Below are 26,558 nucleotides of genomic sequence, written 5' to 3'. Positions count from 1 at the left end.
ACGCGGTAAAATCAGACAAACACAAAGAAAAAGCGGCACTGATTTAATGTGCCGCTTTTTCTTAACTAGTTCAAAACTTCCCGCTCCTTACTGTAAATCACAACCTTATAAGGATCATCTTGTACTGCTTCTTCGGCTTCTTCCGATTCGATGAATTCAACGACCATCTTTTCCGCTTTTTCAGCATACTCTTTTGCTTCCTTGTCGGAGGCAGGCAAGCTGAGTGTGACGAAGACCGTCATAGGGGCAGGGTGGTTGGAATAGCCGATTCCTTTCACCTTGAATTCTTTTCTGGCCATCATTCCTTCACCGATTGTAGAGATGATCGGCGACCATCTGCCTTCCTGTTCCCGTTTTTCCATATCGATTTTATGAAAGTTGACGGGAACTTCGCCTAGTTGCTGCTCATTGGCGATTTCCTGGATGATTTCTTCAATTTCTGCCGTTCTGGTTTCAGTATTTGAGATGTCCATTTCCACTGCGAGCTTGTTATCATTAAAGGATGTGCCGAAAGACAGGATCGAATCCTCATATGCTTTGAGTTTTTCCTGCGTGGCTTGCATCAGTTTGTCAGACATCCTGGCAAACTCTGCGTCTCTTTCATGGTCGATTTCATGTCCCCTGTTCAATGGCATTGAAACCTTCACCTTGAAAGCATCATATCCTCTCGAAGCAAGGATCTCTTCGACTTGTTCTTCAATATCATCCTTTACACTGTTGTAGTAGTCTTCAGAACCGACCACCGTTACGTGAAATTCTTTTTTAGGTGCGTAGCTCATGCCGATTCCGTCCACGTCATACTTTCCTCTTAATTCTTCGCTGACAACCTCATGAATCGGTTTCGATTCAAAAATCTGATTCAGGAAGGGCAGCTTTGAAGCGAAGTCGGCCATCGTCGGCGAGACAAAGGCAGAAGCGATGAACAGGCAGAAGAGGATGGCGGCAGCTGTGGCAGAAAATCCGGCTTTTTTGGCAAAGCTCCATCTTTTCTTTTTACCGCGTTGGATGGCTGACTCAATGGCAGCATCCAGTTTTCGCTCCGGGACGGGGATGTGGTCGAATTGTTTTTTAAAGGAATCTTTCATTACAAGCACTCCTCTCGTAAGTCTGCTCTCAGCTTGTTAATCGCCCTGTGCAGGTTTGTTTTAACCGTACCTTCCGGGCAGTCGAGCATGTCTGCGATTTCTTTGATCTGCAGTCCCTTATAATAACGAAGGATGATGACAGTTTTGTATTTTTCTTCCAGGCGGTCAATCGCATCAACCAGATCAAGGTTTTCGGCGATATGCCGTTGCTCAGTGCTTTCAACCCGTTCGATTTCCTCAAAAGGGATGATATTTTTGTTTTTCTTGATATGGTCGAGAGCGGTGTTGATAAGTATCTTGGTTAACCAGCTGGTAAAATAGTCCGGTTCTTTCAGTTTGCTGATCGAGATATAAGCTTTGTAAATCGTTTCATGGACAATGTCGATTGCATCATTTTCATTTTTGACATAGAGATAAGCCATCCGGTAAAGTTTGTTCTTTTCAGCTTCAACCAGTTCTTGAAACGCTTTGTCATTGCCTCTTTTGGCTTTTTTAACTTTAGTGCGCAGCAGCAAGGCCGTCTCCTCCTTTCTTACATACGTTAGACAACAGTCCGCTGCTAAACGTTTCAAAAAAATTATTTTTTAGGAAAAAAAGCAATTGCATGAATGGCCCCGAATATATTTTTATCGGATTGTTAACAAGGCAGCTACAACATTATTATTTTGTGGGAATCCGGCGATACCTCTTCATTTTACTATGAACGGAGAAAGTGCGGATGACGAAGCAGGAAAATGAATTTCTAATGGATATAAGAAAGATCGAGAAAAGGAGAATAGATATGAACACAAAAATATTACCTGATGTAACATTGAGGGAATTGACCCCGGAGGATGCAGAGGACCGCTTTCAATGGTGTCTTGATACGGACGTTACCAGGCATTTGAACATGCCGGACAAGTATCCGCCATTCAGCAGGGAAGAAACCCGGCAGTGGATCAATTTGTGCATCAGCCGCAGCAATGGCTATGAACAGATGGCCATTGAGACTGTAGACGGTAAACATATCGGCTGGGTTGATATAAAAAACGTTGATAAGTTGAACAAGCATGGCGAACTGGGAATTGCCATCGGGGATAAAGAGTATTGGGGTAAAGGATACGGACTCTCTGCCATGAACGACATGCTCCATTACGGTTTTACCAAGCTGGGCCTCAATAAAATCTGGCTCAGGGTGGAAGTCGACAATGAAAATGCCATCAAATCTTATAAACGAATGGGTTACGTTGAAGAGGGGATTCTGCGGCAGGACCGTTTGCGTGAAGGTGAATTTGTGGACAGGCTGAGAATGAGCATCCTGAGAGATGAGTTTTTTGCAAAATAAAAATTTCTTATGGCCAGACATAAAGGATTCGTCATTAACTCCTATCCATTAATTGCGTAAACTTTTAGATAGAAGGAGTGGAAGCAAAATGGATTCAATGATTACGTTTAGAGAAGCGACAGCCGATGACCTGGACGCTATTGTAGCGATGTTGTCCGATGATATGCTGGGCAGTCAGAGGGAAAGGTATGAAAACCCGCTTCCTGACAGCTACCACAAAGCATTTCAGGCGATTGCTGCCGATCACAATAACGAATTGATTGTCGCTTGCTGTGGAGATGAAGTGATTGGTGTACAGCAAATAACCTTCACGCCATACTTGACACACCAGGGCGGCTGGAGGGCAACCATTGAAGGAGTGAGGACCTCTGCTTCGGCCAGGGGAAAGGGCGTCGGTACACAGCTGATCAAGTGGGGAATCCAACGGGCAAAAGACCGGAATTGCCATCTCGTCCAGCTGACGACGGATAAAAAGCGTGCAGAAGCTCTGCGTTTTTACGAGCGGTTAGGCTTTAAAGCCACACATGAAGGGCTTAAGTTGAGGCTTTGAACGGAGAGTTTGTATTGTAAAAGTAATTTCCACTCAGGCGGTAGGGGTAACTTTAGGATACTCACAAAGCCAAAAAGCAAGCTCAGAGCAGTGATTCTGAGCTTGCTTTTTTGTGATCTATTTGGCAGTGTGATCATGAAAACGGCCGGATAACAGCTGGAGATACAGGCCCTGTTGGCGTGATCGGTCCAACGGGAGAATACTCACCGGTGATGTAAGGGCCGGGAGCTTGATAGTAAGAATATTTCTTTTTCAGCTGCTCTATATCTTTAAAATTCTGCAGGAAATAATATTTATACACAGGCGGCGGAATGTAAGGCGGGATAAAGGGTGGGGGGAAAAAGATAAACCGCATGGCAGTGCTCCTTTTGCTTTTTTACAGTGTATTAAAAATGAACCTGCATTGACTGGTCATGTGCCCGGCGTTTTTTGAATAGATTACTGGTGCAAAAGCCATTATAAGCTCAAAAGGAGTGAAATAATGAAACATGTGAAAGCTTTTCTGATCAAGTTAGTCGCTTGTTTTGCCCTTTTGGCTGTTATACTGGGCGGGATATATGGAATTACACTCGGTGATGTCTTTGCGATTTCCTTAGTGCTCGGTGCCCTTTCCTATGTTGCTGGTGATCTGTTTTTGCTGACAAGAACCAGCAATTTAACGGCTTCACTTGCTGACTTCGGGCTGGCATTTCTTGTTATCTGGGCCATGGCTGCGAATATGACGCCGATCGATGATGTATTAATTCCGTCTTTGCTGGCAGCAGCAGGTATTGCCATCTTTGAATATTTTTTTCATAAATATGTTCACAACCATGTGTTTCCAGATCAGGAATCTGCGGAAAGGATGCAGGGGAACCTACAGTACCAGACAGAGGCATCTGAAGAGATCACCCCTGTAAAGCCTGACATACGAAACGCCGAAGGGGATAAATAATTCGATAAGCCCGCACTTCCCGATCAGGTAAGATGCGGGCTTGCTTATCCAAACTGTAATGGAGAGTTTAGAAAAATTCATTTCTGGGAACATACCTTTCAAAGCAGAGAGAATTTCTGCTGAAGAAAAAATAAGCAACCTGGTCTTGAGATAGAATTCCACTACACAGAGAAAGGATGAAAAACCATGAAACAGAAGGAAACCAATAATACTGACAAACCTCAAAACAGAGATGAATTATTCGGCCTTGATGAAAAAGAAAGCCTGCAGTCCACCAACTTCGCCACCACAGAAAACTCATATCTCAATGAACATTACCAAAACGACGGGGACGAGTAATCCTAGAAAAAGAAAGGCGGGCCTGAAGAGGTTCGTCTTTTTAAGAAGCCTGTGCTTTACCCCGTTAAAGCACTAAGAGGGACTGTCCCTCACTAGCGATGCATGTGTTACAAAATATGGAAGCCTGTGGATAAAAAAATAAAAATACTTTCCTAAACGCAAAAAAAGCCCTAATGTAGAAGATGCAGGACCATACTTGTTCCCAAATCTTCTACAAAAGGAGCTCATCACAATGAGTAAAAGTATAGGTCATGAAACGTTAATTTGTCAATGTTTAAAATTATTGCCAACCGAACACCTGAGATGTCCACTACTGGACTACAGAAAGAAGCTCAAAACAGAGTCCTTAATCAAAGTTTTTATCGCTGGCCAGTTAGATCAGTGGAATTCGTACAATCGTATGGAAGAGAAGCTCTTCGCCCATCCTTCCTTACGCGAGGAGTTGGATCTCGATATGATCAGCGGCTCGCAATTAAGCCGCCGAATCAACGATCTTCCGACCGAAACTGTAGAGAAACTTTTCTATAAAGTTGTCGAGATACTTCTCCACCTTACACGCGACCAAAAAGGGATTTCAAAAAAAGTGGGGCTCCTCAAAATCGTTGATTCTACAGAACTGAAGCTGCCTAAAAGCTTGTGTGAGTGGGCAACGATTTCGAAGGATCATACGGCTGTAAAAATGCACACGAGGTTAGTTGTTACCTCACCAAATACGGCCTTTCCAGACAAAATCATTCCTTCTACGGGCAATGTCAGTGACTTTGAAAGTGCCAAATACCTCATCGAAGATTCTTATGCCACCTACGTAACGGACCGGGGCTATTCCTCCAAAATGAATCTGGAAGAATGGCTGAGGAGAGACATTTCTTTCGTTACGAGAATCTCGAAAAATTTGAGGGTATACATTGAAAAAGAGTTTGAACCAACTCATCCTTCTGTCACCAAGGATGCCATTGTCTATTTCGGCACCTCTCACCATCCTGTCCGATACATCGAATTTACGGATGAAAAGGATAGGGTGTATCGAATCTTAACCAATCGATGGGACCTTGAAGACACTGAGATTCTAGATATTTATAAAAACAGATGGATCGTTGAGCTCTTCTTTAAATGGATAAAACAGCACCTGAAATTCACTAAAATTTGGAGCACAAAGCCCCAAGGAATCTGGAATCAAATGTTCTTATCGGTCATTGCCTTTGGTCTATCTGTGATCGTTAAACTTATGACACGATCCACCAAGACTACATGGGGATTCTTTCAAGCACTTCAAACCTATCTCTATAAAACGTATAGCGATTTATTAGTAGAATTAGGGAGAAAGAAGAAAAAATCAAAAGGAAGGCAAAAAGTCCCGATCCCTTCGAAATCTAAACATGATTTTGGAACTGTAGCCATGGTAAAAGGAAAACGACGAATTTAACTATAAGTATGTAAAAAAATGGGAACAAGGTCTTTTACAACCATGTTACCATTTTTTAATTCCGGAGCTGAAACGAACTGTAAAAATTTTGAATAAATTTAAGAAATTTACATATATGCATCGCTAGTGACTGTCCCTCTTAGCACGGTAACGCGTTAGTGTGCTATAGGGGCCTGGCCCTCTTCGTGCGGTGAAGCGGTAAAGTCATTAACTATGAAAAGAGTGAGAGTATGGGTGAGAGAATTCCAGCGAAAAAGCGCAAGAAATTAATCCGGGCATCTTCCGGTCAGCACAGAAGAACCGCCCGCAACTGGCCGCCTCTTCTTCACCAGGACAAGCACTCCTCACCAAAGCGGAAGAATGAGGTGGTCCGCATTTCCCGGCACTGACTCTGTGTGTTAGAGTAAAAAGTAGATTCAGAGAAACAGTGAAAGGGATGAGAGTAATTATGTATATCGTACACTCGACGTTTGTCGTGCCGAATGAAAAGGCGGATGAAGTGATATCAATCTATCATTCTCGTTCCAGATTAGTAGATAAGGCAGACGGATTTCAGCGCTTCCTGCTGCTGCAAAATGAAAAGAAACCGGGCGAAATCACCGTTCATATGGAATGGGAAACGAAAGAACAATTCATGGCCTGGATTCAGAGCGAAGACTACAAACGGATTCACGACCTGGAAAAGAAATACCCGGATCAGGAGCTGGCATCCATCATCCCGTCCATCCATAAATTCAAGGTGGTGGCAGTATGATCGACCTTGGCAGCCAATACGATGATGTCATCAATCGTGCAGTAAAAGAAATCTATATCAAATACCCGGAGCTCGATGAAAAATTCGGTGAGCGCGGGCGCCAGAAGTGCTACGAGGATAATGTATATCATTTTACGTATCTTGAAACTTCGGCTGCAATGAATTCCGCAAAAATTTTCACCGATTACTCACTCTGGTTGAACAGCGTTCTGGTCAGCCGCGGAATGTCCACCGACCACCTCATCGATAACTACCGCAGCATCATCATTGCTCTTGAAGCCACACCGGAAGTGGAAAAGGGAGATCAGTTTGCGGACCATCTTTATAAGGCCATCGATGCTTTGGAGCAGAGTGACGGTACGGAAGATGTGGACCGCCCTGTTTTGTAAAAGTACATATTGGTTTTGGAGACACCGAATCCAGTGGGTTTTGGTGTTTTTTTGTGCTGTTTTTTTGGGGGCGAGGGTGTCGGATTTTGTCGGTTGGCCGATAAGTTGGTTATTTTCGCCGATAAAATCGAATTACCGCTGATAAACTAGGCAAAAGCGCCGATAAACCAAGCGTTTCCGCCGAAAAAGCAACCAAAACCGCTGATAAAAGTTCCCACTGTTCCTTCAGCTAAAAGCCAACCCCGCCAGTCGCCAACCTCCGCATCCAGTCTGAACCGCACACCAGCCAAAATATCAAACATTTTCCAAAAAGCCCTTGCCAAATTATGTGAAATGACATATAGTACATTACATCAGTAATGCACTAAGTAACCCACCAATAAGGAGGTGCACGTTTGATTCTTAATTCCGATAGCATCAAACCGATCTACATCCAGATTGCCGAGTGGCTGGAAACCGAAATACTCGGCGGCAGTATAGAAGCGGATGCGAAGGTTCATTCCCAGTACCAGCTCGCCGAAATGCTCAATATTAACCCGGCGACAGCGGCTAAGGGGCTGAACCTGCTGGCAGATGAACATATTCTGTATAAAAAGCGGGGGCTTGGCATGTTTGTTTCAGCAGAGGCAAAAAGCATCATCCTGGCAAAACGAAAAAATCAAACCTTAAAGAAACTGGTGGAGGAATTGGTAACAGAAGCAGAGCACCTGGGGGTCGATGAAAATGAGATCATCGGCATGATCAGGAATGCAAAAACGAAGCTAAAGGGGGATGAGAAATGAAGGTAGTAGGATGCAAGGGCCTCACAAAAGTGTATGGGAGAAAAACAGCGCTGAACGAAATCTCATTTTCACTCGGCGAAGAAAAAATAACCGGACTCATCGGCCGGAATGGGGCGGGGAAAACCACCCTGCTGAAAATCATTGCCGGATTTATCAGGGAAAGTGCCGGGGAAGTGAAAGTCTTCGAAGAAACTCCGTTCAACAGCCTTAAAGTATCAGCCAACATGATTTTCGTCGATGATGAAATGAGCCTGCCTCCAACATTGAACCTGGAGGAAATCTTACAAGCAGCGGCAGACTTTTATCCCAATTGGGACAGTGAACTTGCCCGGCGTTTGTTCGATTATTTTTCCTTCAAACCATATCAGCACCACAACGGACTTTCCAAAGGGATGAGAAGTACCTTTAATATGATTCTTGGATTGGCAGCGCGTACCCCATTGACGATTTTTGATGAACCGACAACAGGAATGGATGCCGGGGTGCGAAAAGACTTTTACCGGGCTCTTCTTAAGGATTACCTCGCCTATCCGCGCACGATTATTTTATCCAGCCACCTTCTGAACGAAATAGAAGATATTCTGGAAGACATTCTGCTTTTAAAAGACGGGGGAATATTGCTGCATATGCCAGTTGAAGAACTGAGGGAGTATGCAATTGGCGTCAGCGGGAAGGAAGCGGGCATGAATGAGTGGCTTCAGGACAAAGAGGCCATCCACCAAAGCAGCGAGGCGCTGGGTTCTGTTTTTGCTGTTGTAAAAAAGGACCTCCCTGAAAGCGAGATCGAGAAGGCCCGGCAGCTAGGGCTGGATATCCAGCCAGTCACTGCGGATGAAATTTGCACGTACCTGACAAGCAAAACGAAAGGAGGAATCGATGATGTTTTTAACCGAGGTTAGTATGTGGGATGTGGCGAAAAAGCAATTCTTCTTCAAATGGAAAACCTATCGTGGTGTATTTTCATCGTTGATGGTTCTGCAAGTCATCGGAATCCTGTTTTCGTTGAATGGAGATGGCATGTCTGGCGGAGGATCGGGATATTTTGACTTCTCACTGCATGTTTTCAGCGGTAATATCCTGTTTGCCTTTGTCATGATCTGGGGTTTCATTTCAGCGATCATCATTACGACCCGGGCTTATCGGTACGATGATTTTACCTTTGTGACGAACTGGATGACAAGCCACTTGTCGAACCTGCTTTTCCTGCTGGCAGCCAGTTTCATTGGCGGCATCACCGTCCTGCTGTGCAATCATGTAGTCTGGCTCATCGTCTATTTTACACAGGGAAAAGAATTCATCATTGCGCCTATGGCCTTTCAAGAGTTTGTTTTGGGGATAGCGGCCATAACGCTTTATATACTGATGTTCGCGGCATTGGGCTATTTGGCAGGGATGCTGGTTCAGTACAGCAAGGTTTTTATTATTGTTCTGCCGGTGCTGATCTTTGGAGCCCTTTTCACAGAAGGGATCTATTCAGGCTATCCGACATTGCTGCCAACGCTTTTTGAATTTTTTATGCAGGAAAACTCGTTCGGACAGTTTACTATAAAAGTAGTTTTGACGTCAGGGGCAGCCTATGCTGCAGCGATTTTGCTTTCACACAGAATGGAGGTTGAACGATGATGTTTTTGGGGTCTCTTTTATACCTCATTCTCATTGGCGGAATTATCATGGGGGCAGCGGTCCTGATTAAACGCCAGGCCGGTGGGATTCTTCGCGGAAAACGAATCAATTGGCTGTTAAGCGGGTATCTTGTCATCCTTATTGCTGCGACGATTTTTTCCTACACACTGCCAAGCGAAAGGGCCTTTCAAGGAGAGGTGCTGACCGATAAGGAATTGAAGAAAGAACAAGAGGAAAAAGGAAAATTCATGACTTTGGCAAGAGGCGGCAAAATCCATGAAGCTGAGGGCGCTGTGCTGCTGAAAGACTGGGAGTTTTCACTAGATGGCAAAGAGTTGACAGTGCCAGTTTCTAATTCCAACTATTACCTGCCTGTTTTGGTTGAGATCAAAGAGGCAGAAGACGGTGTAGTAGAGGCCGCGCACTTTACAACAAAGTCCTTCATCAGCAATGTGGATGTGACGAGTGAAATAAACTCACCATCAATTGAAATCAAAGATGGCACTTTCAGGATGTACCCGCCTGCTCCAATCGATTTGAAGTTGGCAAAGTTTTCTCAGCCGCTGCCTTTTCACCAATTCTCTGAAGACTATACCAGCATGTTCGGAGATTTAGACCCCTTCCACGGCTCGGAGGTCATTTACCTCAAAGTTCCATCCGACATCATCGTGAACGGCAATGTGGAATATGTAGACAGTTAAACGTAAGGATAAACCTGGGTATAAAGCTATATTTTTCTTGATAACCCCCATAAACCTCACATTATGTCGAAAATACTATGAGGTGGGAAACATTCTTTAAAATGGGGGAAGGAAAAATTGACTACAATCACGACAAAGAGAAAGCAGCGGATTGCTGATATGCGCAGGGGAAAATCAAGACAGAAAACGAAAAGAGTCGCTGCCGCCACAGCTGCCGGGACGGTTGCGGCCCTGCTGATGATGAACGCAAAAGCAGGGGCGTGCAGCACAGAGTATACAGTGAAAAAGAATGATACGCTTTACAGCCTGGCTCAGAAATACAATGTCAGCGTTGAGCAGCTAAGGGAAGCAAATGGACTCACTTCCGATAAAATTTTATCTGGTCAGCAGCTTCTGGTACCGGATAAACCAATGGTGGAATCGCAGGGAATGCATCTCGTCGAAAAAGGAGACACACTTTATTCTCTTGCAAAGAAGCATGGAACAACAGTCGGCCAGCTGAAAAAACAAAATAACCTGGCTTCAGACCAGATTAATATCGGGCAGCACATTTCTATAGTGCCAATCGAACAGCCTGCTGGCGAGATGTACACAGTCGTTCCGGGAGATGCGCTGTGGGGAATTTCTCACCGTTTTGGGGTGGGACCGAAAGAAATTGCAAAGACAAATGGCATGAAAAAAGAAATGGTGCTGATCGGCCAAAACCTGGTCATTCCAGGTGAAGCAGAAGTAACAGAAGCGGAAGTGATCGGAGTCGCGGACAGTTTCACAGTGGAATTTATGTATCATGGACAGGAATTCACGTTGAAAGTCCCTTATGGTTCAGCGGCTGATTATCAGAATATGTCCGGCCGTGTGGTAAATGTCATTCATAAAAATGGCGCTCTTATTTCGTTATTTTAATTATTGGAGGCGGTTTCCTTGAACAGGGTTCCGTCTTTTTTTATAGGAAATTTTAATCAAAATTCATCTCTCCTTCTCCCATCTTCCTGCTGATTCTCATGAAAGCCAGATGATTACCCCAACCAATTTCACGTATATGCCGGAAGTATCGCGACACCGGCAGGAGCGGAATTTGAACTGCCAAAGCAGGATGGCCAGGCAATACCTCTGTCAAAGGAAACTAAGCACATTTGACTTTACACTGGATGTAGAGCCTTTGGCGAAAAAACTTGAAAAAGCGAATCACCAATTTGAAATCCAAGTAGATGTGCTGACGGATGAGACAGAAACGAGATCCGTTAACGGGAAGGAAAAAGAGTATTTAACGTTGAACAGCATCCCCGTTGAGGACGCTGTGATCAAGGTTAATGGAAAAACACTCAGTGAAGACAGCATGATCCAATACAAGCACCGACGTGATGATGAAGTAACCATCTCTGTGACTCTTCCGGAAAACTTAAGTAAAGATCGCTTTGTGGAAGGTTTTGTCCGCTTCGTTCCAAAAGGAAGCTCTGTAAAAGAGTTGACCGACTTAACGATTCCATTCATGGGCTTCTACGGGGACTGGGATTCACTTGATAATATCGATGAGAGCCCTGTTAATGGCGATCCATACATCGGATACACCGTCCTTTGGAATGACATGCTCGAGCTGCCGCTGGGCTTTGACAGCAAGACGGGCACATTCAATCCGGATGAGGTAGGATATTCGCCAAACTCCATCGTGTCAGGTGTTTATCCTTCTTTTACCGCATTCCGAAATCTGAAGGAAATGTCCTTGAAAGTTCAGGACCAGGAAGGAAACACAGTTGCCAATATTACAAACTTCAGTGAATTTACCGAAGACGGCAGCCCTTATGCGTTCCGAAAAAACATCATGGCTTACCGAGGCTACTATTACGGTTTTGACGGGATGTTATGGGACGGCAGGGATGATCAAGGAAACATCCTTCCAGATGGAGATTATTATTATTATGTGTATGAAAGTACTTTGAACTATGAAGGAGCAGAGCCGCAGCAGACGAAAATCCCATTCAAAATGGACGGGGCTTCCCCTGAAGTGGACAATATCCAAACACAAGAACAGGAAGACGGCACCTATAAAATTACTTGGGATGTGCCGATATTGAAAATGAACACTCGATTTACGGGCTGAAGTGGTATCCAGGCAAAGAATATCCTAATGGAGACTACTTTGTAACGGTAACCGGAACAGATGAAAAAGGATTGTCACTGACATCCGAACCTAAGAAGATTACAGTAAAGCATTAAAATTCAAGCCGGATTACTCCTTGACAACAGGGGTTTTCTGGCTTTTAGTTTCAAAATTCCGGCAGCTCTGCTTTAATATAAGATAAGAGTAAAAAACAAGGGGGAGATGAATGAACACAACAGTCTATATCGACCCATCCATCAACTTGTCAACGGCAAGGCCAGTCTCTATTATCATTGAATTCAAGACGGCACCGGCTCACACAGCAGTGGCAGCCGCAAAAGCTAAAGGAATCTCACTCACACTGAAAGAAGCAGAACAAAATGTAGAACAAAGCCACCAAACCTTTCAAAAAGAGCTGAAGATACTGCTGGGGAAGAACCATGTGCCATATACGATACAAAACACCTATAAGAATGCCTTGAATGGTGTCGCTATGGAGATGCCGGCGAATGGGATAAGGCGTTTAATGAAATCGACGGTGATAGCAAGGATTTTCCCAAATAAACAAATCCAGCTCGACCCGCCACTACAACCTATGTAAGGAGAGGATATGCATGGAAACGAAAGACCAATTAATCAGTTCATTTACAGAAGTTAGCTTCAATGATTATACAATGCCGATCATTTGCATCTACAAAAGCCCGTCTGATCATCAGGGGATGTTTGTAGCGAGAGTGTTCAATGTAAACAAACCACAGCCCATCATTTTGATGAGACCATCAGTGGAGGCCATCAGAAGTGAAATTCCAGAGGGGTTTTCAATAGTCCCTAAATCGGAAGATGATGATCCGGCAATAGTCGAATCCTGGATTTAATAGTTAAATAGGTGCTCCCCTTTTGTTATCATGGAAGGTAATACCTTGAACAGAAGGGGAGTCTTATATGAAATGGTATTTCAAAGTCATCAGAAACTACATTAATTTTGAAGATAGAGCAAGACGGTTGGAATTCTGGATGTTTGTCCTTATTAACACACTGGTCCTCAGTGGACTCGATTTCTGGCAAACGTATAAAGGGTGGGGGACGCTGTTAACAGGCTTATACTCCTTGTTCATTGTCTTTCCCAGTTTGGCAGTAGGAATGCGCAGGCTTCATGATATCGGAAAAAGTGGATGGTGGATCCTGCTTGGTTTTATTCCCGTTATCGGCCCGTTTATTTTGTTCATCTGGTCCCTCTATCCGAGTGAAGAGGGCAGCAATCAGTATGGACCGAACCCTAAAATCAGCCATATAGATCAGCAGTAAAAAGGCCAGGTTAATAGTTCCGGCCTTTTTTGGTATGCTTCAGTTTGATAGATAATGGCGTAGTAATACTTATTCCAAGAGTTCGATGGTTTCAAGCCGGCCTGAGTCGGGAGAACGTTTATTCCAGACAAAGCTGATTAAATACTCTTGGTTTTCTTTAACCAGTTGATATTCATTATGGGAAACCCTGACCTTTTTGTCAGTCAGCACTAAATAATACTTGCTGTCCTCATGAAGTTTCTGTTCTACCTCAAATACCCCGCCCGTCGATACCTCAAGCGACTGGTGGGCTGTTATGGAAATGACAACTGCGACAGATATCAATACAATCATTGCTTTAACACTTGTCCTAAAGTTGGGCCAATGCCTTTTCCTGTTTAGCAGATATTTTATCAAAAGAATGAGATAAAGGAGAGACACAACAGGAACAGCAAAGAAAGCTATCGTAGCGGGGAAAAACATCATCTCATGCAGATTATAATTAAAGTCTGTAATGGCTTGGACCCTGCCGAGCTGCAGACCGATAAATCCTGAATATAAAATTCCCAGCAGCCAATACAGCGCTGACTTTTGAGCTTTGTATAATTTTTGAATATCTTTTTCTTCTTTAGCAGGCAGTGTCAAAGTAAATTCCTCCTTATTCTTATATTCAGATTATCATAGAAAACCTCCCTTTTTTCGCTGAGCACCCATTCTTTGAGGATAATATTGCAATCTAATGAAAACGCAAAGTCATTCCAAGAATATAAGTAGTTGCGAGTGTAGGTTTAGTATCTTTGGATAATTTAATCAAACGTTTGATTAACCAGGATGTTTTAAAATAGGGATCATAATTTAAAGAACCGCCCCTTTTATTTTGTCAGATACAAATGAAGGGCTGATAACAGGACGATGATTCCGTTTAAAATATATAACCCTGTAAAAATAACAGCTAATATCCCGGCGCCCCAACCGCCATCGTCATAGGTGAAGCCAATCATCAGCGTGCCAAAGAAAATAATCGGTGTTAGCAGCAAAAAGATCACCCCTGCCAATACTCTCTTTTTACTATCGCCGTCAGATTTCTTAAAAGCAAAGTAGTTGATGCCGCCAAATGCAAGGATTTCAAAGACTATGGTTAAGAAAAGGCCTATGCCGTCTGACATAAGAAAACGCCTCCCAAGACATCGTTTGGAAAATTCAAGCAACTTAAGTTTAACATATTATCCAGCATATGGATGTTGTGTTTCATAGATAACCAGATTGGGAAAAAACATAAAAAAACAGGAGGGATATAGATGTCAGGCAAACAAGAAAAAAATGAAAACCTTAAAGAAACAGAGCGCAATTTACAAGAAGAGAAGAAGAACGAAAGCATCTTGGACCAAAGCAGGGAACCTGATCAGCAGAACCGTTTGAAAGACCAGGAGAATTTAAGAAAATAAGAGTGCAAAGGAAGGGTGGAACCGGCTGGTTTCATCCTTGTTTTGTTAGAAAACTTCTAATTTCACCAAATCATAAAAATTACCAGGTCAGAGGACTTTACAGCTTTTCGCAATACCTACGCAGATTATGATACAATCAGATACGACAAAATGAGCGAAGGAAGTAATACGATGAGCAAAAGAGCACCTGTTAAGAAAAACGATTATATAGAGGATGCCTATTTCGAGGACCTGACCCATGATGGCAACGGGGTCACAAAAATTGAAGGCTATCCATTATTTGTACCCAACGCCCTTCCTGGTGAAAGAGGCAAAGTCAAAGTGTTAAAAGCAAGCAAAAATTACGGCTTCGGAAAACTGATCGAGCTTCATCAGGAAAGTGAATACCGCCAGGAGCCGCCCTGCCCGATTTACCATCAATGCGGCGGCTGCCAGGTACAGCATATCTCCTATGAAGGCCAGCTGAAGGCAAAAGAAAAGCATGTCCGCGATGTCATGGCCCGTATCGGCAAGCTCCCGGATATACCGGTCCACCCGACAATCGGCATGGATGAACCATGGAGGTACCGCAATAAAGCGGCCGTCCCTGTCGGCCAAAGAGAAGGCGGGTTGGTGGCTGGATTCTATCAGCAGCGGAGCCACGAAATCATCGACATGGACCGCTGTGTCATCCAGCATGAAAAAAACGACGAAATCATCCAGAAGGTAAAAGATATCTGCCAGAAATACGGCATTCGTCCATATAATGAAGAAAAGCATAGAGGGACACTGCGCCACATCATGACACGCTACGGATACCAAACCGGCGAAGTCATGGTCGTACTTGTGACCCGCACAGCTGACCTTCCGAATAAAGAGCAAATCGTCGATGAAATCGTCAGCTCCATTGAAGGTGTAAAATCCGTCATCCAGAACGTGAACTCGAAACGGACCAACGTGATCATGGGTGACCAAACCAACGTCCTGTGGGGAGAAGAAGTCATCTATGACTATATCGGCGACGTGAAGTTTGCGATTTCCGCACGTTCTTTCTACCAGGTGAATCCTGAGCAGACACGTGTGTTGTATGAAAAAGCACTGGAGTATGCGGACTTAAGTGGTGATGAAAATGTCATTGACGCTTACTGCGGCATCGGAACGATTTCCCTATTCCTGGCTCAGAAAGCGAAGAAAGTGTATGGTGTGGAAATCGTCCCGCAGGCGATTGAGGATGCGAAGAAGAACGCAGAATTGAACGGCCTCACCAACACGGAATTTGAAGCAGGCCCTGCAGAAGTGGTCATTCCGAGGTGGTATGAAGAAGGCATCAAGGCAGATGTCCTTGTTGTCGACCCGCCGCGGAAAGGCTGCGATGAAGCTCTTCTGAATACAATTTTGGAAATGAAACCGCGGAAGGTTGTGTATGTGTCCTGTAACCCGGCTTCATTGGCTCGTGATTTGCGGGTGCTAGAAGATGGGGGATACAAGACGCTTGAAGTGCAGCCGGTGGATATGTTTCCACAGACGATGCACGTGGAGTGTGTGTCGCAGCTGGTACTGAGATAAAAGAATAAAGGAACAGGGTACCTCCGTTCCGTAAACAAAACCCCGAATCAGCCTTGTCAGCAAAAAGGGGAGGAGGGGTTTTTACTTTCTACTTTTTAAGCAAGTCGACTTCACCAACTTCATTTATAACAAACTTTAGCTTTTGGGAAGGGTTATAAGAAGTTATTGAGAAGTTAGTTGAGATAATCGTTTCACTATCTTTTGTTCTCTTGCTAAAACCAGTTGCCTCATATTCATAGCCTTCTTCGTCAATAATTTTCATATCTGCAAAAGTATTTTCATTTTCATAAATTCCATCCAATGAAAAAGTTAGATTTAATGATGTTGGGCTTGCACTAGCTTCGGACACTTGTATGATAGATGCCTCATCTAGCATTACATATTTTTCTATCACATCAGATTTTTCTTTATTGTTAACTGACAGATTCCATATGCCATCTACTTTTTGGATTTTTCCAGTACTGTAGAAAACATTTATACTTTCCACTTCTATTACGGCATCTTTTAAAAGAGGTATAACGCCTTCATAGGAAACGGATAACACATCATATCGAACTCTCCCTGTTTTTACATCCATTATTGGATTTTGATGATCAAGAACAGATGTATAGTTACTATCTCCCTTCAAAGCTTTAGTATCTGGAATAAATTCCTCGATGTATTCACCATCCCCATTTTTCACCCTATAATCCATTGTAACCTCTTCTGCATTCTTTAAAATGGAGGGATCTTCAAATATTAATTGAAAACTTAATCCCAGTTTATTATCGTCTGAGAATTGCTTATCTAGTGTTATGTTAATTCCCTGGTCGGTAAAGGAACTTTCATTTTCTTGTATAAACCCATTATTTGCGGCTTGTTCTATACCTTTATCTCCAAAGCTGAAGAATTCGTTAATCCCAGCCATTACTTGTTCATTTGTGAGGATAATACCAGTTACGAACAGAGCACAGGCAGCAGCAACTGTCTTTTTCCAAATGAATTGAGTCTTTTTCTTCTTTGATCTGGCACGAATTATATCAAATGATTGGTCGAGTGATTGTCTTACTTTAAGAGGAATTTCCTTCTTTTCATTCATCATCTCATTAAATTCATCTTCGAAATTATTTTTCATAGACCATCAGTTCCTCACTTTTATAATAGTTATTTCGCAAAATCGACTTTGCCCTCGAAAGTCTTGATTTAATGGTTCCTTCAGGTTCTGTTAAAAACTCACTCATTTCTTTAATATTTAATCCGACGATGTAGTATAAAATCAGTGCCATGCGATAGACTTCACTTAAACTATTTAGCGCATCTTCCAATTCGATTTTCTGATATCCATCACTTCTATTTTCAGGGAGTAAGAGTTCATTGATCATAGAAGTGCTATTTCTCTTATTAAGGAGAGTATTACATTTGTTAATTAGAATCTTGCACATCCAAGTATTAAAGTACTCGTCGTTTTTCAAGGTATGTAATTTTTCATAAGCCGAGATAATAGCATCCTGAATAGCATCAGCCACATCTTCCTCATTGTTCAACATTCGGCTCGCGGTCCGGTATAATACATCTTCGTACTGCGTTATAAGAGAAATAAACGCTTCTTCATCACCCTTTTTTGCCTTTTTGACTAAAGCTTTTACTGTTCCCATTCAACCACCCCCTATACTGCTTGTTTTGTTTTTCAATATATTAGATATGGGATAGTACCTATTAGTTGCATGAAATAAAATAAAATATATTTATTGAAAATAAGTTGCGTGAGGTTATTTGAAAATTTTAACAAAAAATCAACAGGAAGATGTTATAATTAGCCTGCTGTTTTATATATGATATCAAGAGATTGGGGCAATCGGGAATGAAGCTAATGTATATACTACTATTCTTTATGAGTGTGTTATTCCTTGTAGGCTGTCAAATGAAACAAGGGGAAATGATGGTTTTATTAGACGAGAAAGTACTGGAGGTAACGGTGTCAGAGTCAAATGGAGCCGGAGACATAAATGAGGAGGTTTTCCTAAAGATTGAAGATAACGAGGGGATAAAGGCAGTCGAGAATGCCATCAGGACAGCGGAAAAAAGCAATAGTGGTGACACAAGTGATAAGCCTGATTATGACCTGGTTGTAAGTTATGGAGAGGATTTTCCTCCTCACGCCATTCATTTGTGGTTGGGAGAAGAGGGAGAGCAAAGCAGATTGTCGTATATCGTTGGTGAGGGTGAGGTTTATATGACAACCAAGAAGGCGGCCAGCGAATTAAGAGACATACTGCCAATTAAACAGTAAGTAAGGAGTTTCTGGTATGTGGAATATCGATTTTAGTATCATCGGATTTGTCACTGGATTTTTAGCATGGGGGACAGTTGGATATATTGCATATAGTTTTTATAGAAAACAAGAGGCTAAACCGAGGGTGTGGAAGATTGCTCTTGTCATTGTGGTAGGTCTTTTTTCTTTTTCAATTAATTGGCCTATGTTTGGTATGGTGATTCGACTATCCATTTTACCTTTAGGTGTATGGATTATGTATGGTGTTTTAAAAAGAAAAGAGGGAAGATGGGAAACGTATCACCGTTTTGCATGGTTAGGATTCTGGGCTAACTTCATCTTCTTGATCTCCACTTTCATCTCAATGCCAATTCACAATGCTTTCTATCCTGAAAAACCATTAACATATATCTCAAATGTAAGTAATGCTTACCTTATACCAATACATCCATCTGCAGACGACAGGTCACTCAATAAAGAAGTGATGAGAAGCCAACTGAATCACTTTGAAAAGGATAAGATTATGAGTGAAGAGTGGTATGAGGAGACTTATATAAATACGGACTCAAATAAGCAGAACGAACGGTTTCCGTATCTGCTTATGGATATGAAGCCGAAATGGGGCAGCGGGGTAAAAAGTATGATTTACATAGAGAATGACGGAAAAGGAATATTAATTTCCACAGCCGAAAATCAATTTTACTTTCGTGTCAAAACCTCCATTGTTAAGGAGGGGAAGCAGAGTGAATAAGAAAAAGATGTTGTATATATTAGGTGGAATCATTATTGTGTTATTTTTGCTCTTTATCTATCTTTCTTATTTCTTGGTCCCGGCGTCATTCCCGTCAGAGAAGCAGTTAATCAAGGAGATTAATCAAACATTTCCAGAAGCGAATGCAGGTCAAATTCAAGGAGTTTTTAATATCACTGAAAAACATATGTATGTCCCTTATAGATCCAATAGAGATAGCTACGGGAAAAGTTTCTGGGTGTGGAATAAATTTAAGTGGGATTTGGAGTATGTGGAAACGACAGGAGAGCCTCGGATTTGGAAGGTGAATAAAAAGAATCCCTCCACTTACCATATTGTTTGGAATATACACCCTGAAGATAAATTGAAACAACTAAGTTTTTATATGATAAGAGAAAGAGGATACACCATTACAGATGGAGTGAAAGAGACCTACCATCCAAGGGTGCAAATGAATGACACTGTTTTACTGGAAGAAAACAAATTTGGCGTACTGAAAATCCCTGCAGAGTGGGCAGCCTTCGTAAAATCTGTAAATGAAACACAATCAGTAAACCAATCGCCAATGGATTCTTTTTTTAATCAAATGTCAGCAGATCAACTGATATCTTATGGATGGGTTCCATACGAGCAGGGAAACAGAGAGACGTTTCCGAGAAACTCTGTAAACGGCAGTGGATATTCTAACGGTGAGATCGAACTAGATTATCTGATGATTTTAAACGAAGATGAGATTGAAAGAAGTGTTGAGTAAGCAGTAGGAGCAGCGACCATACGGATAACATACGAGGATGAATTTGACCGAGGGCATTGCTGTATCAGAATGAATCTTACTAGCCCGTTACAACAACCTTTCCGATTTTTAGCAATGTATAATTTTTCGGTCCACAGATACATCTGGACCATTTCTTTATTTGTTTTGCAAGGAAAAAACCAACATATTCAGAGGTGTGTTAAGCATAAACAATTTGAACAAAACTACATTTTACCGCGCTTTAAAATATGTTGTCAAGAAAAATTTGTAATTTTTCCATATAAATGTTATAATTTTCTACAAGTTGTTTTTTAATCGAACGTTTAATTAAAGATCTTATTAAAATCGAAGTGAAATTCAAACAGTTTTGTGAGCTTTTAAGATGATAGTACCCGAGTTATTATACAAGGAGGACTAGTATATTGAATTTAATCGATAAGAAAGTGACACATAAGCGGTTTGGAATGGGGAGTATCGTTAAACATAACGATACGGTCATTGAAATACATTTCGCATCGGAAAATAAAAAGTTTGTTTACCCTGATGTATTTGGAGAGCATCTGAAAATACATGATAAAAGTGCTGCAGATTCACTTGAAAAAATTATTCAAGAGAAGGAAATGGAACAAAAAGAGGAAGAAATGAAGAAGGAAGAAGAGAAAGAACGGCAACGAAGATATCAGGAGCTTCGCATGGGACATGAAAAACTCATGAAAAATCATAAACTTCATCCCGAATCCCAAATGGTTTCCTGGTGTGACACAGAAGAACAGAGCAGTGCCTTTTCAGAGTGGAAGGTCTCTTCTGGTGTAATAAAAAGTGGTGCTAACAAGGGGAAACCGAACAAACCCATCCGCTTGCACCAAAACAGCGCTATTCTGTTGACAGAAGTAGATTCCAGTAAGCTTGAACAAGACAGACGGATCTTAGGTGTCTTCATGGTGAAAGATGGTTTTATCGGTAAGCTTTGTGAAGATGGATCGATCCCTGCTCATTCAGAATACAGGCTGCAGCTAACAGAACAAGAATCGGATCAGATGCTTTTCTGGAACTATTATGTAAATGAAAAATCACCTGATAAAATGACATGGAATACGGGGAAGTACCGTTATTTTAATAATTTATGGATGGCTCAAGTTTTACGTGAAATAGTTTCTTTGAAAAGTGACCCAGAGGAACGGGAACTGGCACAGCAATTTCTTGATCACTTTTGTAAAATGAATCAAATAGTAGAGCAGGATCTGCCAAAGCCTAATGGCGCATTAATGCGAGCTTCATCATAAAAAAGGCTACCGCTTATTTGAATTAGTAGTTCAGTTTTGGAGTGCAAAACTAGAAAAAGCAGTTCAAAACGGACTGCTTTTTACTATGAATTCGTAATTCACATATTAAATTTCATTGATTGAGTAGGTCACCAAAGGAAGGATACTTAAATAAGGGAAAATTTTTCTGTTAAACTTCAGAATTTAGCTGGAGAGGGGTAAATAAGGGAAGAATTTTCCGTTAACCATGCTCATTAACCCAATTTTCATGTTTTTAAAGCGAAATAAGAGAAATCTCTTCCCTTATTGTAGAAGTACATGTAAGAAAGGAGTAAGTAGGCAATGGAGGGAACATGAGTCTGCCTAAACCTTTCAATAATATAGATAAATTAAATATGATAAGAATTGAATCAAATAAAAGGGACAAGGCTCAGCCTTATCCCTTTTATTTATATTGTTGCCATATCACTTTTCCGAAAAATGCTGCGAGATAAATTCCCGATATGAATTAAGAGTTGGATATCCGGAGAAATTAGACAGCATTCCATGAATGACCGGCCCTCTTGGTTTTTCCTTTTCAACTTCCTCCTTTAGAACTTGGAAGGTAACCGTCAGTTCATCTGCGCCCAGCTTGTCAATTTCTTCTTCCAGGTTTTTCATTATGGTGGACAATGACGGCTGGTCAGAGAATAAGAGATTGGATAAAACGGTTTCGGCCTTTTCTTTTGTAAAGAAGGGCTTGTCTTTGTGAATGTCTTTGACAATGCTGTCGAGCCTGTTCAGCATATACTCTGTTAAGCTTCTCAGGTCAAATTTATCTGTGGAAAACAATAATATGCCCATATAAGATTTGATGATTCCTTCAAGGATGAGCGTTATATCCCAAGAGAAAGGCTCGATTTCGGGACCATAAATCTCGATGATGCTCTTCCGGTAATTTTGGTGTGTTTCCATTTGTTTCTCAAATATCAGCTGCTTTATCGTATCATTTCTTGGTATTGCCTGCTCTTTGGCCAGCATGACGAGAAGGTCGCGGTGGGTGATGAAATGTGAATATACCGCTATTTGTTCCCGTATTAATTTTTCCCGGGGATCTTGTATATCCTTTGTTTCTTCGCTGATTGTTTTGCTGATCATGTCGAAATGATAATGTAAAATGCCTAATAGTAGATCATCTTTTGATTTGAAGTGTAAGTAAAAAGCGCCTTTTGATATTCCGCTTTCCGTTGCAATCTCTTGGACGGAGGTTGTTGAAAACCCCTTGCTGGCAAAAAGTCTCATTCCTACTTCTATTATCTGCATTTCTTTTTCATTCATAAAATCCCTCCGGAATCCCAAGTTCGAACTTATATTATACCAAATGTGAAACTTTTGTTAACGGCTATTCGTAAATAACGGTGATAAAAGAAACAAACATATTGACGTATGACTGGTTGGTCAGTTATATTGGTTTTATTGAAAATAAGGCTCTGACTAACTGGTCATTCATATTATATCAAAGCTGTCAACCTTATTCAAAGGAGAAGAGGAAGGTGTCTTTAGTTGAAAAGTTTAGTTAATTTTGTCTTGAAAAATAAACTGGCTGTATGGTTATTGACAATTATCATTACCGTATCGGGCTTGTATTCTGGTACACAAATGAAAATGGAAAGTATACCGGATGTATCCATTCCGTATTTGATCGTTATGGACGTTTATCCAGGTGCAACTGCTGAACAAGTCATGGACGAAATATCCATGCCTATGGAGCGGACGATTGATGGCCTTGAAGATGTTAAGGCTGTTTATTCGAATTCTTCAGCGAACGTCTCACAGGTGCAAATCGAATATGAATATGGCGTCGATATGGATGAGAAGAAACGTGAGCTGGAATCAGCCATTGATAATATCTCATTGCCGGAAGGTGCCCAAGAGCCATCCATCATGGCACTCAGCATGAACATGATGCCGGTTGTGGCGTTATCCGTCAGCAGTACGGAAGGGGATATCGTTGATCTTTCAGCAACGGTTGAAGATACAATTTTACCGGAAATCTCAAAAATTGATGGAGTCGGATCCACAACGATTACCGGTCAGCATCTGGAGGAAGTAGAATTCACTTATGATCAAGAGAAGATGGCATCTTTAGGGTTAACCGAAGATACTGTCAAACAAATGGTTCAGGCTAGTGATATGGCCCTGTCTTTAGGTCTGCAGGAATTTGAAGACGGTGAAGAGGCTCTTGCGATTGATGGTGATATTAAAACCGTAGATCAACTGAAGGAGCTGATGATTCCTGTCACACCATCAGAGGCAAATCCAAGTCCGTTTGTTAGATTAGGGGATATTGCGACAATTGAAACGGTTGGGAAGGTCCAATCGATTTCCCGTACAAACGGTGAAGAAGCGATTGCTGTCCAAATAACTAAGGGGCAGCAGGCTAACACAGTCGATGTTGTGAATGCTGTGAAAGATGTAGTAGCCCAGCAAGAAGAGGAAATTGACGGTTTGGTCATTGATATCACTCTGGACCAGGCAGAACCGATTGAAGACTCTGTTTTCACAATGGTGGAAAAAGCATTGTTCGGCGGCTTGTTCGCAGTCATCATCATTCTGTTATTCCTTCGTGACTTCAAATCAACGATCATTTCCATTATATCCATTCCAGTTTCGATCTTCATGGCATTCCTGCTGTTGAACTGGCTTGATATAACGTTGAATATCATGACATTGGGTGCGATTACGGTTGCGATCGGCCGTGTTATCGATGACTCGATCGTTGTAGTGGAGAATATATACAGAAGGATGCACTTACAGGAAGAGAAACTTCGCGGCCGTGCATTGATCCGTGAAGCAACAATTGAAATGTTTAAGCCAATCTTATCTTCAACACTCGTAACGGTTGCGGTTTTTGCACCGCTTATGTTTGTCGGCGGGATGGTTGGTGAGTTGTTCAGGCCATTTGCCTTAACAATGGCATTTGCCCTTGGTGCATCACTCTTAGTGGCGATTACAATCGTTCCAGCGCTGTCTCATTTCTTATTCCGTAAGTCATTATACGGAGAGAAAAAAGAAGTGAAGCATGAAGAGGTTGGCAGACTTGCAAACTGGTATAAAGGTGTACTGGTAAAAGCACTGAACCACAAAATCATCACATCAGTCATTGCGGTCTTGCTGCTGGCTGGTTCATTAGCCTTAACTCCTCTCATTGGTTTCAGTTTTATGGGATCTGAAGAGGAAAAAACGATCTATTTAACGTACACACCAGCTACAGGTGAACTTGAAGAAGAAACGCTTGAAAACCTTGAAGAAGTTGAACAGGAATTAATGAAGCGTGAAGATCTGAAGACGGTTCAGTTATCGTTCAACAACAGTAACAGTACAGATGCTTCCTCAGTCATGATGGGAGGAAGAAATGGTGCCCTGATGTATCTATTCTTTGAAGATGATACGGAAAACTTCTCTGAAGTAAAAGAGGAAGTTGAAGAGTATGTCTTTAACATTGGCCAATCTGGTGAATGGAAATCTCAAGACATGATGGGCGGAGGAGGACTCGCCTCTAATGAAGTCAGCTACACATTATACAGTGAAGATTTAGAGGATCTAAATACCGCTGTTAACGAGATAGAAGACGCTTTGAAAGATGTTGAAAATCTCGAAGATGTGGAATCTGACATGGAAAACCCATATGTTGAGCATGTACTGAATGTGGATCACGAAGAGATAATGCAATATGGACTGACAACAGGACAAATTGTAGGTGCCTTAACCGCTTCAGGATCTGAAGAAGTACTGACGACAGTGGAAAATGACGGTGAAGAAATCGATGTGATCGTCCAGAGAGAAGAGAAAACGGACGCAGCATCCATCGAGGAACTCCTGGAAACAGAAATTCCTACTGCCACTGGTACGACTATGCCGCTATCCGAGCTGGTAACGACAGAAGAGGGTACGACATATAACACACTTTCCCGCAGTGAAGGTGAATATTATGCAACTGTCTCAGGTACTGTAACGACAGACGACGTATCTACCGCAACAGCTCAAGCTGATGAAAAAATTGATGAGCTTGACCTGCCGGATACTGTAGAAATCGGAGTAGCCGGTGTCGCTGCCGATATGCAGGAAACATTTACACAACTGGGAATCGCAATGCTTGCGGCCATCCTGATTGTTTACTTCATCTTGGTTGTAACCTTCGGTGAAGGATTGGCGCCATTCGCAATCTTGTTCTCATTGCCATTTGCTGTGATCGGTTCCTTTGTTGGACTATGGATCGCCGGTGAGACCATCTCCGTATCGGTCATGATGGGTCTGTTGATGTTAATTGGTATCGTCGTGACAAACGCCATTGTACTAGTGGACCGTATCATCCATATGGAACGCGATGGAATGTCGCTGCGTGATGCGATTGTAGAAGCAGGAACGACAAGGCTTCGTCCAATCCTGATGACGGCAATTGCTACGATTGGCGCTATGTCCCCAATGGTGTTAGGCGGAGCAGGATCTGCCCTTATCTCAAAAGGATTGGCCATTACCGTAATTGGCGGTCTGACATCATCAACGCTCTTAACCTTAGTGATTGTGCCGATTGTATATGAGGTGCTCTCTAAGATGTTGAAGAAAAACCGTAAAGAAATAGAAGAGAATTAAAAATAGTAATTGATGAACCCCCTCGGTCTTTGATCGAGGGGGGTTTATTCTTCTGGTAAGGAGATGGTTTCGATTGGGGAGATATTCGGACACAAAGCCTGTGTTTAAAGCAGTGGGAGTCCGAATGAGAGGTGAATTCGGACACAAAGCTTGTGTTCGAAGCAGGGAGAGTCCGAATGAGGGGTGAATTCGGACACAAAGCCTGTGTTGGAAGCAGGGAGAGTCCGAATGAGGGGTGAATTCGGACACAAAGCCTGTGTTGGAAGCAGGGAGAGTCCGAATCAGGGGTGAATTCGGACACAAAGCCTGTGTTGGAAGCAGGGAGAGTCCGAATGAGAGGTGAATTCGGACACAAAGCCTGTGTTGGAAGCAGGGAGAGTCCGAATGAGGGGTGAATTCGGACACAAAGCTTGTATTGGAATCAGGGATAGTCCGAATCAGGGGTGAATTCGGACACAAAGCCTGTGTTGGAAGCAGGGAGAGTCCGAATGAGAGGTGAATTCGGACACAAAGCTTGTATTGGAATCAGGGATAGTCCGAATCATAGGAAAATCCCCCAAAAGCCATTTTTAAAAAAGAAACGACAAGCGCCTCATTCCCGTAAAGTTCTAATCTGCTGCATACCTTTGTCT

30 protein-coding genes are annotated in these 26,558 nt (G+C 42.3%); 23 read left to right on the top strand and 7 right to left on the bottom strand.

Annotated features, from left to right (window positions below; translation table 11 throughout):
- Window positions 1–65: 65 nt before the first annotated feature.
- Together M1E09_RS19755 and M1E09_RS19750 are read right to left on the bottom strand one after the other, a co-directional pair.
- Window positions 66–1,085: a DUF4030 domain-containing protein gene (locus M1E09_RS19755; RefSeq protein ID WP_456272531.1), complete on the bottom strand. Its 1,020-nt coding sequence runs from the start codon at window positions 1,083–1,085 to the stop codon at window positions 66–68.
- Window positions 1,085–1,600, bottom strand: coding sequence for a sigma-70 family RNA polymerase sigma factor (locus tag M1E09_RS19750; RefSeq protein WP_456272530.1), 516 nt, complete (start codon window positions 1,598–1,600; stop codon window positions 1,085–1,087). Before M1E09_RS19750 ends, M1E09_RS19755 begins: the two co-directional genes overlap by 1 nt.
- A 266-nt stretch (window positions 1,601–1,866) precedes the next feature.
- Here M1E09_RS19750 and M1E09_RS19745 point away from each other — a divergent pair, with 266 nt between their 5' ends.
- The 16 genes from M1E09_RS19745 (at window position 1,867) to M1E09_RS19670 (ending at window position 13,307) form a co-directional block, all read left to right on the top strand.
- Entirely contained in the window at window positions 1,867–2,409 is a 543-nt protein-coding gene (locus tag M1E09_RS19745; RefSeq protein WP_456272529.1) for a GNAT family N-acetyltransferase, read from the top strand.
- Between the two features lie 88 nt (window positions 2,410–2,497).
- A complete protein-coding gene (locus M1E09_RS19740) occupies window positions 2,498–2,959 on the top strand; it encodes an N-acetyltransferase family protein (RefSeq protein ID WP_456272528.1) in 462 nt (153 codons plus the stop codon).
- Between the two features lie 481 nt (window positions 2,960–3,440).
- Complete coding sequence (locus M1E09_RS19735; protein ID WP_456272527.1) at window positions 3,441–3,893, top strand: YndM family protein; 453 nt, start codon at window positions 3,441–3,443, stop codon at window positions 3,891–3,893.
- Window positions 3,894–4,079: 186 nt separating this feature from the next.
- The gene (locus M1E09_RS19730; protein WP_456272526.1) at window positions 4,080–4,232 is read left to right on the top strand and encodes a hypothetical protein; all 153 of its coding nucleotides are present in this window, start codon (window positions 4,080–4,082) and stop codon (window positions 4,230–4,232) included.
- A 232-nt stretch (window positions 4,233–4,464) separates the two neighbouring features.
- A complete protein-coding gene (locus tag M1E09_RS19725; RefSeq protein WP_456272525.1) occupies window positions 4,465–5,655 on the top strand; it encodes an IS4 family transposase in 1,191 nt (396 codons plus the stop codon).
- Window positions 5,656–6,103: 448 nt separating this feature from the next.
- Window positions 6,104–6,409, top strand: coding sequence for an antibiotic biosynthesis monooxygenase family protein (locus tag M1E09_RS19720; protein ID WP_456272524.1), 306 nt, complete (start codon window positions 6,104–6,106; stop codon window positions 6,407–6,409).
- A complete protein-coding gene (locus M1E09_RS19715; protein ID WP_456272523.1) occupies window positions 6,406–6,798 on the top strand; it encodes a hypothetical protein in 393 nt (130 codons plus the stop codon). The genes M1E09_RS19720 and M1E09_RS19715 overlap by 4 nt, the downstream gene beginning before the upstream one ends.
- A 395-nt stretch (window positions 6,799–7,193) precedes the next feature.
- The gene (locus M1E09_RS19710) at window positions 7,194–7,580 is read left to right on the top strand and encodes a GntR family transcriptional regulator (RefSeq protein ID WP_456272522.1); all 387 of its coding nucleotides are present in this window, start codon (window positions 7,194–7,196) and stop codon (window positions 7,578–7,580) included.
- Window positions 7,577–8,479, top strand: a complete 903-nt coding sequence (locus tag M1E09_RS19705) for an ABC transporter ATP-binding protein (protein WP_456272521.1) — start codon at window positions 7,577–7,579, stop codon at window positions 8,477–8,479. Before M1E09_RS19710 ends, M1E09_RS19705 begins: the two co-directional genes overlap by 4 nt.
- Complete coding sequence (locus tag M1E09_RS19700; protein WP_456272520.1) at window positions 8,457–9,203, top strand: hypothetical protein; 747 nt, start codon at window positions 8,457–8,459, stop codon at window positions 9,201–9,203. The genes M1E09_RS19705 and M1E09_RS19700 overlap by 23 nt, the downstream gene beginning before the upstream one ends.
- Window positions 9,200–9,904 carry a hypothetical protein gene (locus M1E09_RS19695; protein ID WP_456272519.1) on the top strand — a complete coding sequence of 235 codons (705 nt, stop codon included), beginning with the start codon at window positions 9,200–9,202 and terminating at the stop codon, window positions 9,902–9,904. Before M1E09_RS19700 ends, M1E09_RS19695 begins: the two co-directional genes overlap by 4 nt.
- 117 nt (window positions 9,905–10,021) lie before the next feature.
- Window positions 10,022–10,807, top strand: coding sequence for a LysM peptidoglycan-binding domain-containing protein (locus M1E09_RS19690; RefSeq protein ID WP_456272518.1), 786 nt, complete (start codon window positions 10,022–10,024; stop codon window positions 10,805–10,807).
- Window positions 10,808–11,063: 256 nt separating this feature from the next.
- On the top strand, window positions 11,064–12,002 hold the full coding sequence (locus tag M1E09_RS19685) for a hypothetical protein (RefSeq protein ID WP_456272517.1): 939 nt from the start codon (window positions 11,064–11,066) through the stop codon (window positions 12,000–12,002).
- Window positions 12,003–12,228: 226 nt separating this feature from the next.
- Window positions 12,229–12,603 (top strand): protease inhibitor I9 family protein, encoded by a 375-nt coding sequence (locus tag M1E09_RS19680; RefSeq protein ID WP_456272516.1) that lies wholly within the window; start codon window positions 12,229–12,231, stop codon window positions 12,601–12,603.
- 13 nt (window positions 12,604–12,616) lie between these two features.
- Complete coding sequence (locus M1E09_RS19675; protein WP_456272515.1) at window positions 12,617–12,877, top strand: hypothetical protein; 261 nt, start codon at window positions 12,617–12,619, stop codon at window positions 12,875–12,877.
- Between the two features lie 67 nt (window positions 12,878–12,944).
- A complete protein-coding gene (locus tag M1E09_RS19670) occupies window positions 12,945–13,307 on the top strand; it encodes a DUF805 domain-containing protein (protein ID WP_456272514.1) in 363 nt (120 codons plus the stop codon).
- A gap of 69 nt (window positions 13,308–13,376) precedes the next feature.
- On the opposite strand, the gene M1E09_RS19665 is transcribed toward M1E09_RS19670, so the two are convergent.
- Together M1E09_RS19665 and M1E09_RS19660 are read right to left on the bottom strand one after the other, a co-directional pair.
- Window positions 13,377–13,931 carry a hypothetical protein gene (locus M1E09_RS19665; protein WP_456272513.1) on the bottom strand — a complete coding sequence of 185 codons (555 nt, stop codon included), beginning with the start codon at window positions 13,929–13,931 and terminating at the stop codon, window positions 13,377–13,379.
- Window positions 13,932–14,158: 227 nt separating this feature from the next.
- Window positions 14,159–14,452, bottom strand: coding sequence for a hypothetical protein (locus M1E09_RS19660; protein ID WP_456272512.1), 294 nt, complete (start codon window positions 14,450–14,452; stop codon window positions 14,159–14,161).
- A 132-nt stretch (window positions 14,453–14,584) separates the two neighbouring features.
- Between M1E09_RS19660 and M1E09_RS19655 the strand changes: the two genes are divergently transcribed.
- Both M1E09_RS19655 and rlmD read left to right on the top strand, forming a co-directional pair.
- Window positions 14,585–14,731 (top strand): hypothetical protein, encoded by a 147-nt coding sequence (locus M1E09_RS19655; RefSeq protein ID WP_456272511.1) that lies wholly within the window; start codon window positions 14,585–14,587, stop codon window positions 14,729–14,731.
- Between the two features lie 171 nt (window positions 14,732–14,902).
- A complete protein-coding gene (rlmD, locus tag M1E09_RS19650; protein WP_456272510.1) occupies window positions 14,903–16,276 on the top strand; it encodes a 23S rRNA (uracil(1939)-C(5))-methyltransferase RlmD in 1,374 nt (457 codons plus the stop codon).
- An 88-nt stretch (window positions 16,277–16,364) separates the two neighbouring features.
- On the opposite strand, the gene M1E09_RS19645 is transcribed toward rlmD, so the two are convergent.
- Window positions 16,365–17,390, bottom strand: coding sequence for a DUF4179 domain-containing protein (locus M1E09_RS19645; RefSeq protein WP_456272509.1), 1,026 nt, complete (start codon window positions 17,388–17,390; stop codon window positions 16,365–16,367).
- The gene (locus M1E09_RS19640; protein ID WP_456272508.1) at window positions 17,380–17,910 is read right to left on the bottom strand and encodes a sigma-70 family RNA polymerase sigma factor; all 531 of its coding nucleotides are present in this window, start codon (window positions 17,908–17,910) and stop codon (window positions 17,380–17,382) included. Before M1E09_RS19640 ends, M1E09_RS19645 begins: the two co-directional genes overlap by 11 nt.
- A 206-nt stretch (window positions 17,911–18,116) precedes the next feature.
- Between M1E09_RS19640 and M1E09_RS19635 the strand changes: the two genes are divergently transcribed.
- The 4 genes from M1E09_RS19635 to M1E09_RS19620 all read left to right on the top strand — a co-directional run bounded on the left by M1E09_RS19635 (window position 18,117) and on the right by M1E09_RS19620 (window position 21,315).
- Window positions 18,117–18,545 carry a hypothetical protein gene (locus tag M1E09_RS19635; RefSeq protein WP_456272507.1) on the top strand — a complete coding sequence of 143 codons (429 nt, stop codon included), beginning with the start codon at window positions 18,117–18,119 and terminating at the stop codon, window positions 18,543–18,545.
- Between the two features lie 16 nt (window positions 18,546–18,561).
- A complete protein-coding gene (locus tag M1E09_RS19630; protein ID WP_456272506.1) occupies window positions 18,562–19,278 on the top strand; it encodes a hypothetical protein in 717 nt (238 codons plus the stop codon).
- Window positions 19,271–20,032 (top strand): hypothetical protein, encoded by a 762-nt coding sequence (locus M1E09_RS19625; protein ID WP_456272505.1) that lies wholly within the window; start codon window positions 19,271–19,273, stop codon window positions 20,030–20,032. The genes M1E09_RS19630 and M1E09_RS19625 overlap by 8 nt, the downstream gene beginning before the upstream one ends.
- Before the next feature lie 422 nt (window positions 20,033–20,454).
- Complete coding sequence (locus M1E09_RS19620) at window positions 20,455–21,315, top strand: malate synthase (RefSeq protein ID WP_456272504.1); 861 nt, start codon at window positions 20,455–20,457, stop codon at window positions 21,313–21,315.
- Between the two features lie 444 nt (window positions 21,316–21,759).
- Here the strand turns inward: M1E09_RS19620 and M1E09_RS19615 are convergent, their stop codons facing one another.
- Window positions 21,760–22,611, bottom strand: a complete 852-nt coding sequence (locus M1E09_RS19615; RefSeq protein ID WP_456272503.1) for a TetR/AcrR family transcriptional regulator — start codon at window positions 22,609–22,611, stop codon at window positions 21,760–21,762.
- Window positions 22,612–22,836: 225 nt separating this feature from the next.
- Here M1E09_RS19615 and M1E09_RS19610 point away from each other — a divergent pair, with 225 nt between their 5' ends.
- A complete protein-coding gene (locus M1E09_RS19610) occupies window positions 22,837–25,926 on the top strand; it encodes an efflux RND transporter permease subunit (protein WP_456272502.1) in 3,090 nt (1,029 codons plus the stop codon).
- Window positions 25,927–26,558 lie beyond the last annotated feature (632 nt).

The sequence above is a fragment of the Bacillus sp. AK031 genome, assembly GCF_053903065.1.
The sequence above is the reverse complement of the archived record's forward strand: the minus strand, read 5'-3'. Positions and strand labels throughout refer to the sequence as shown.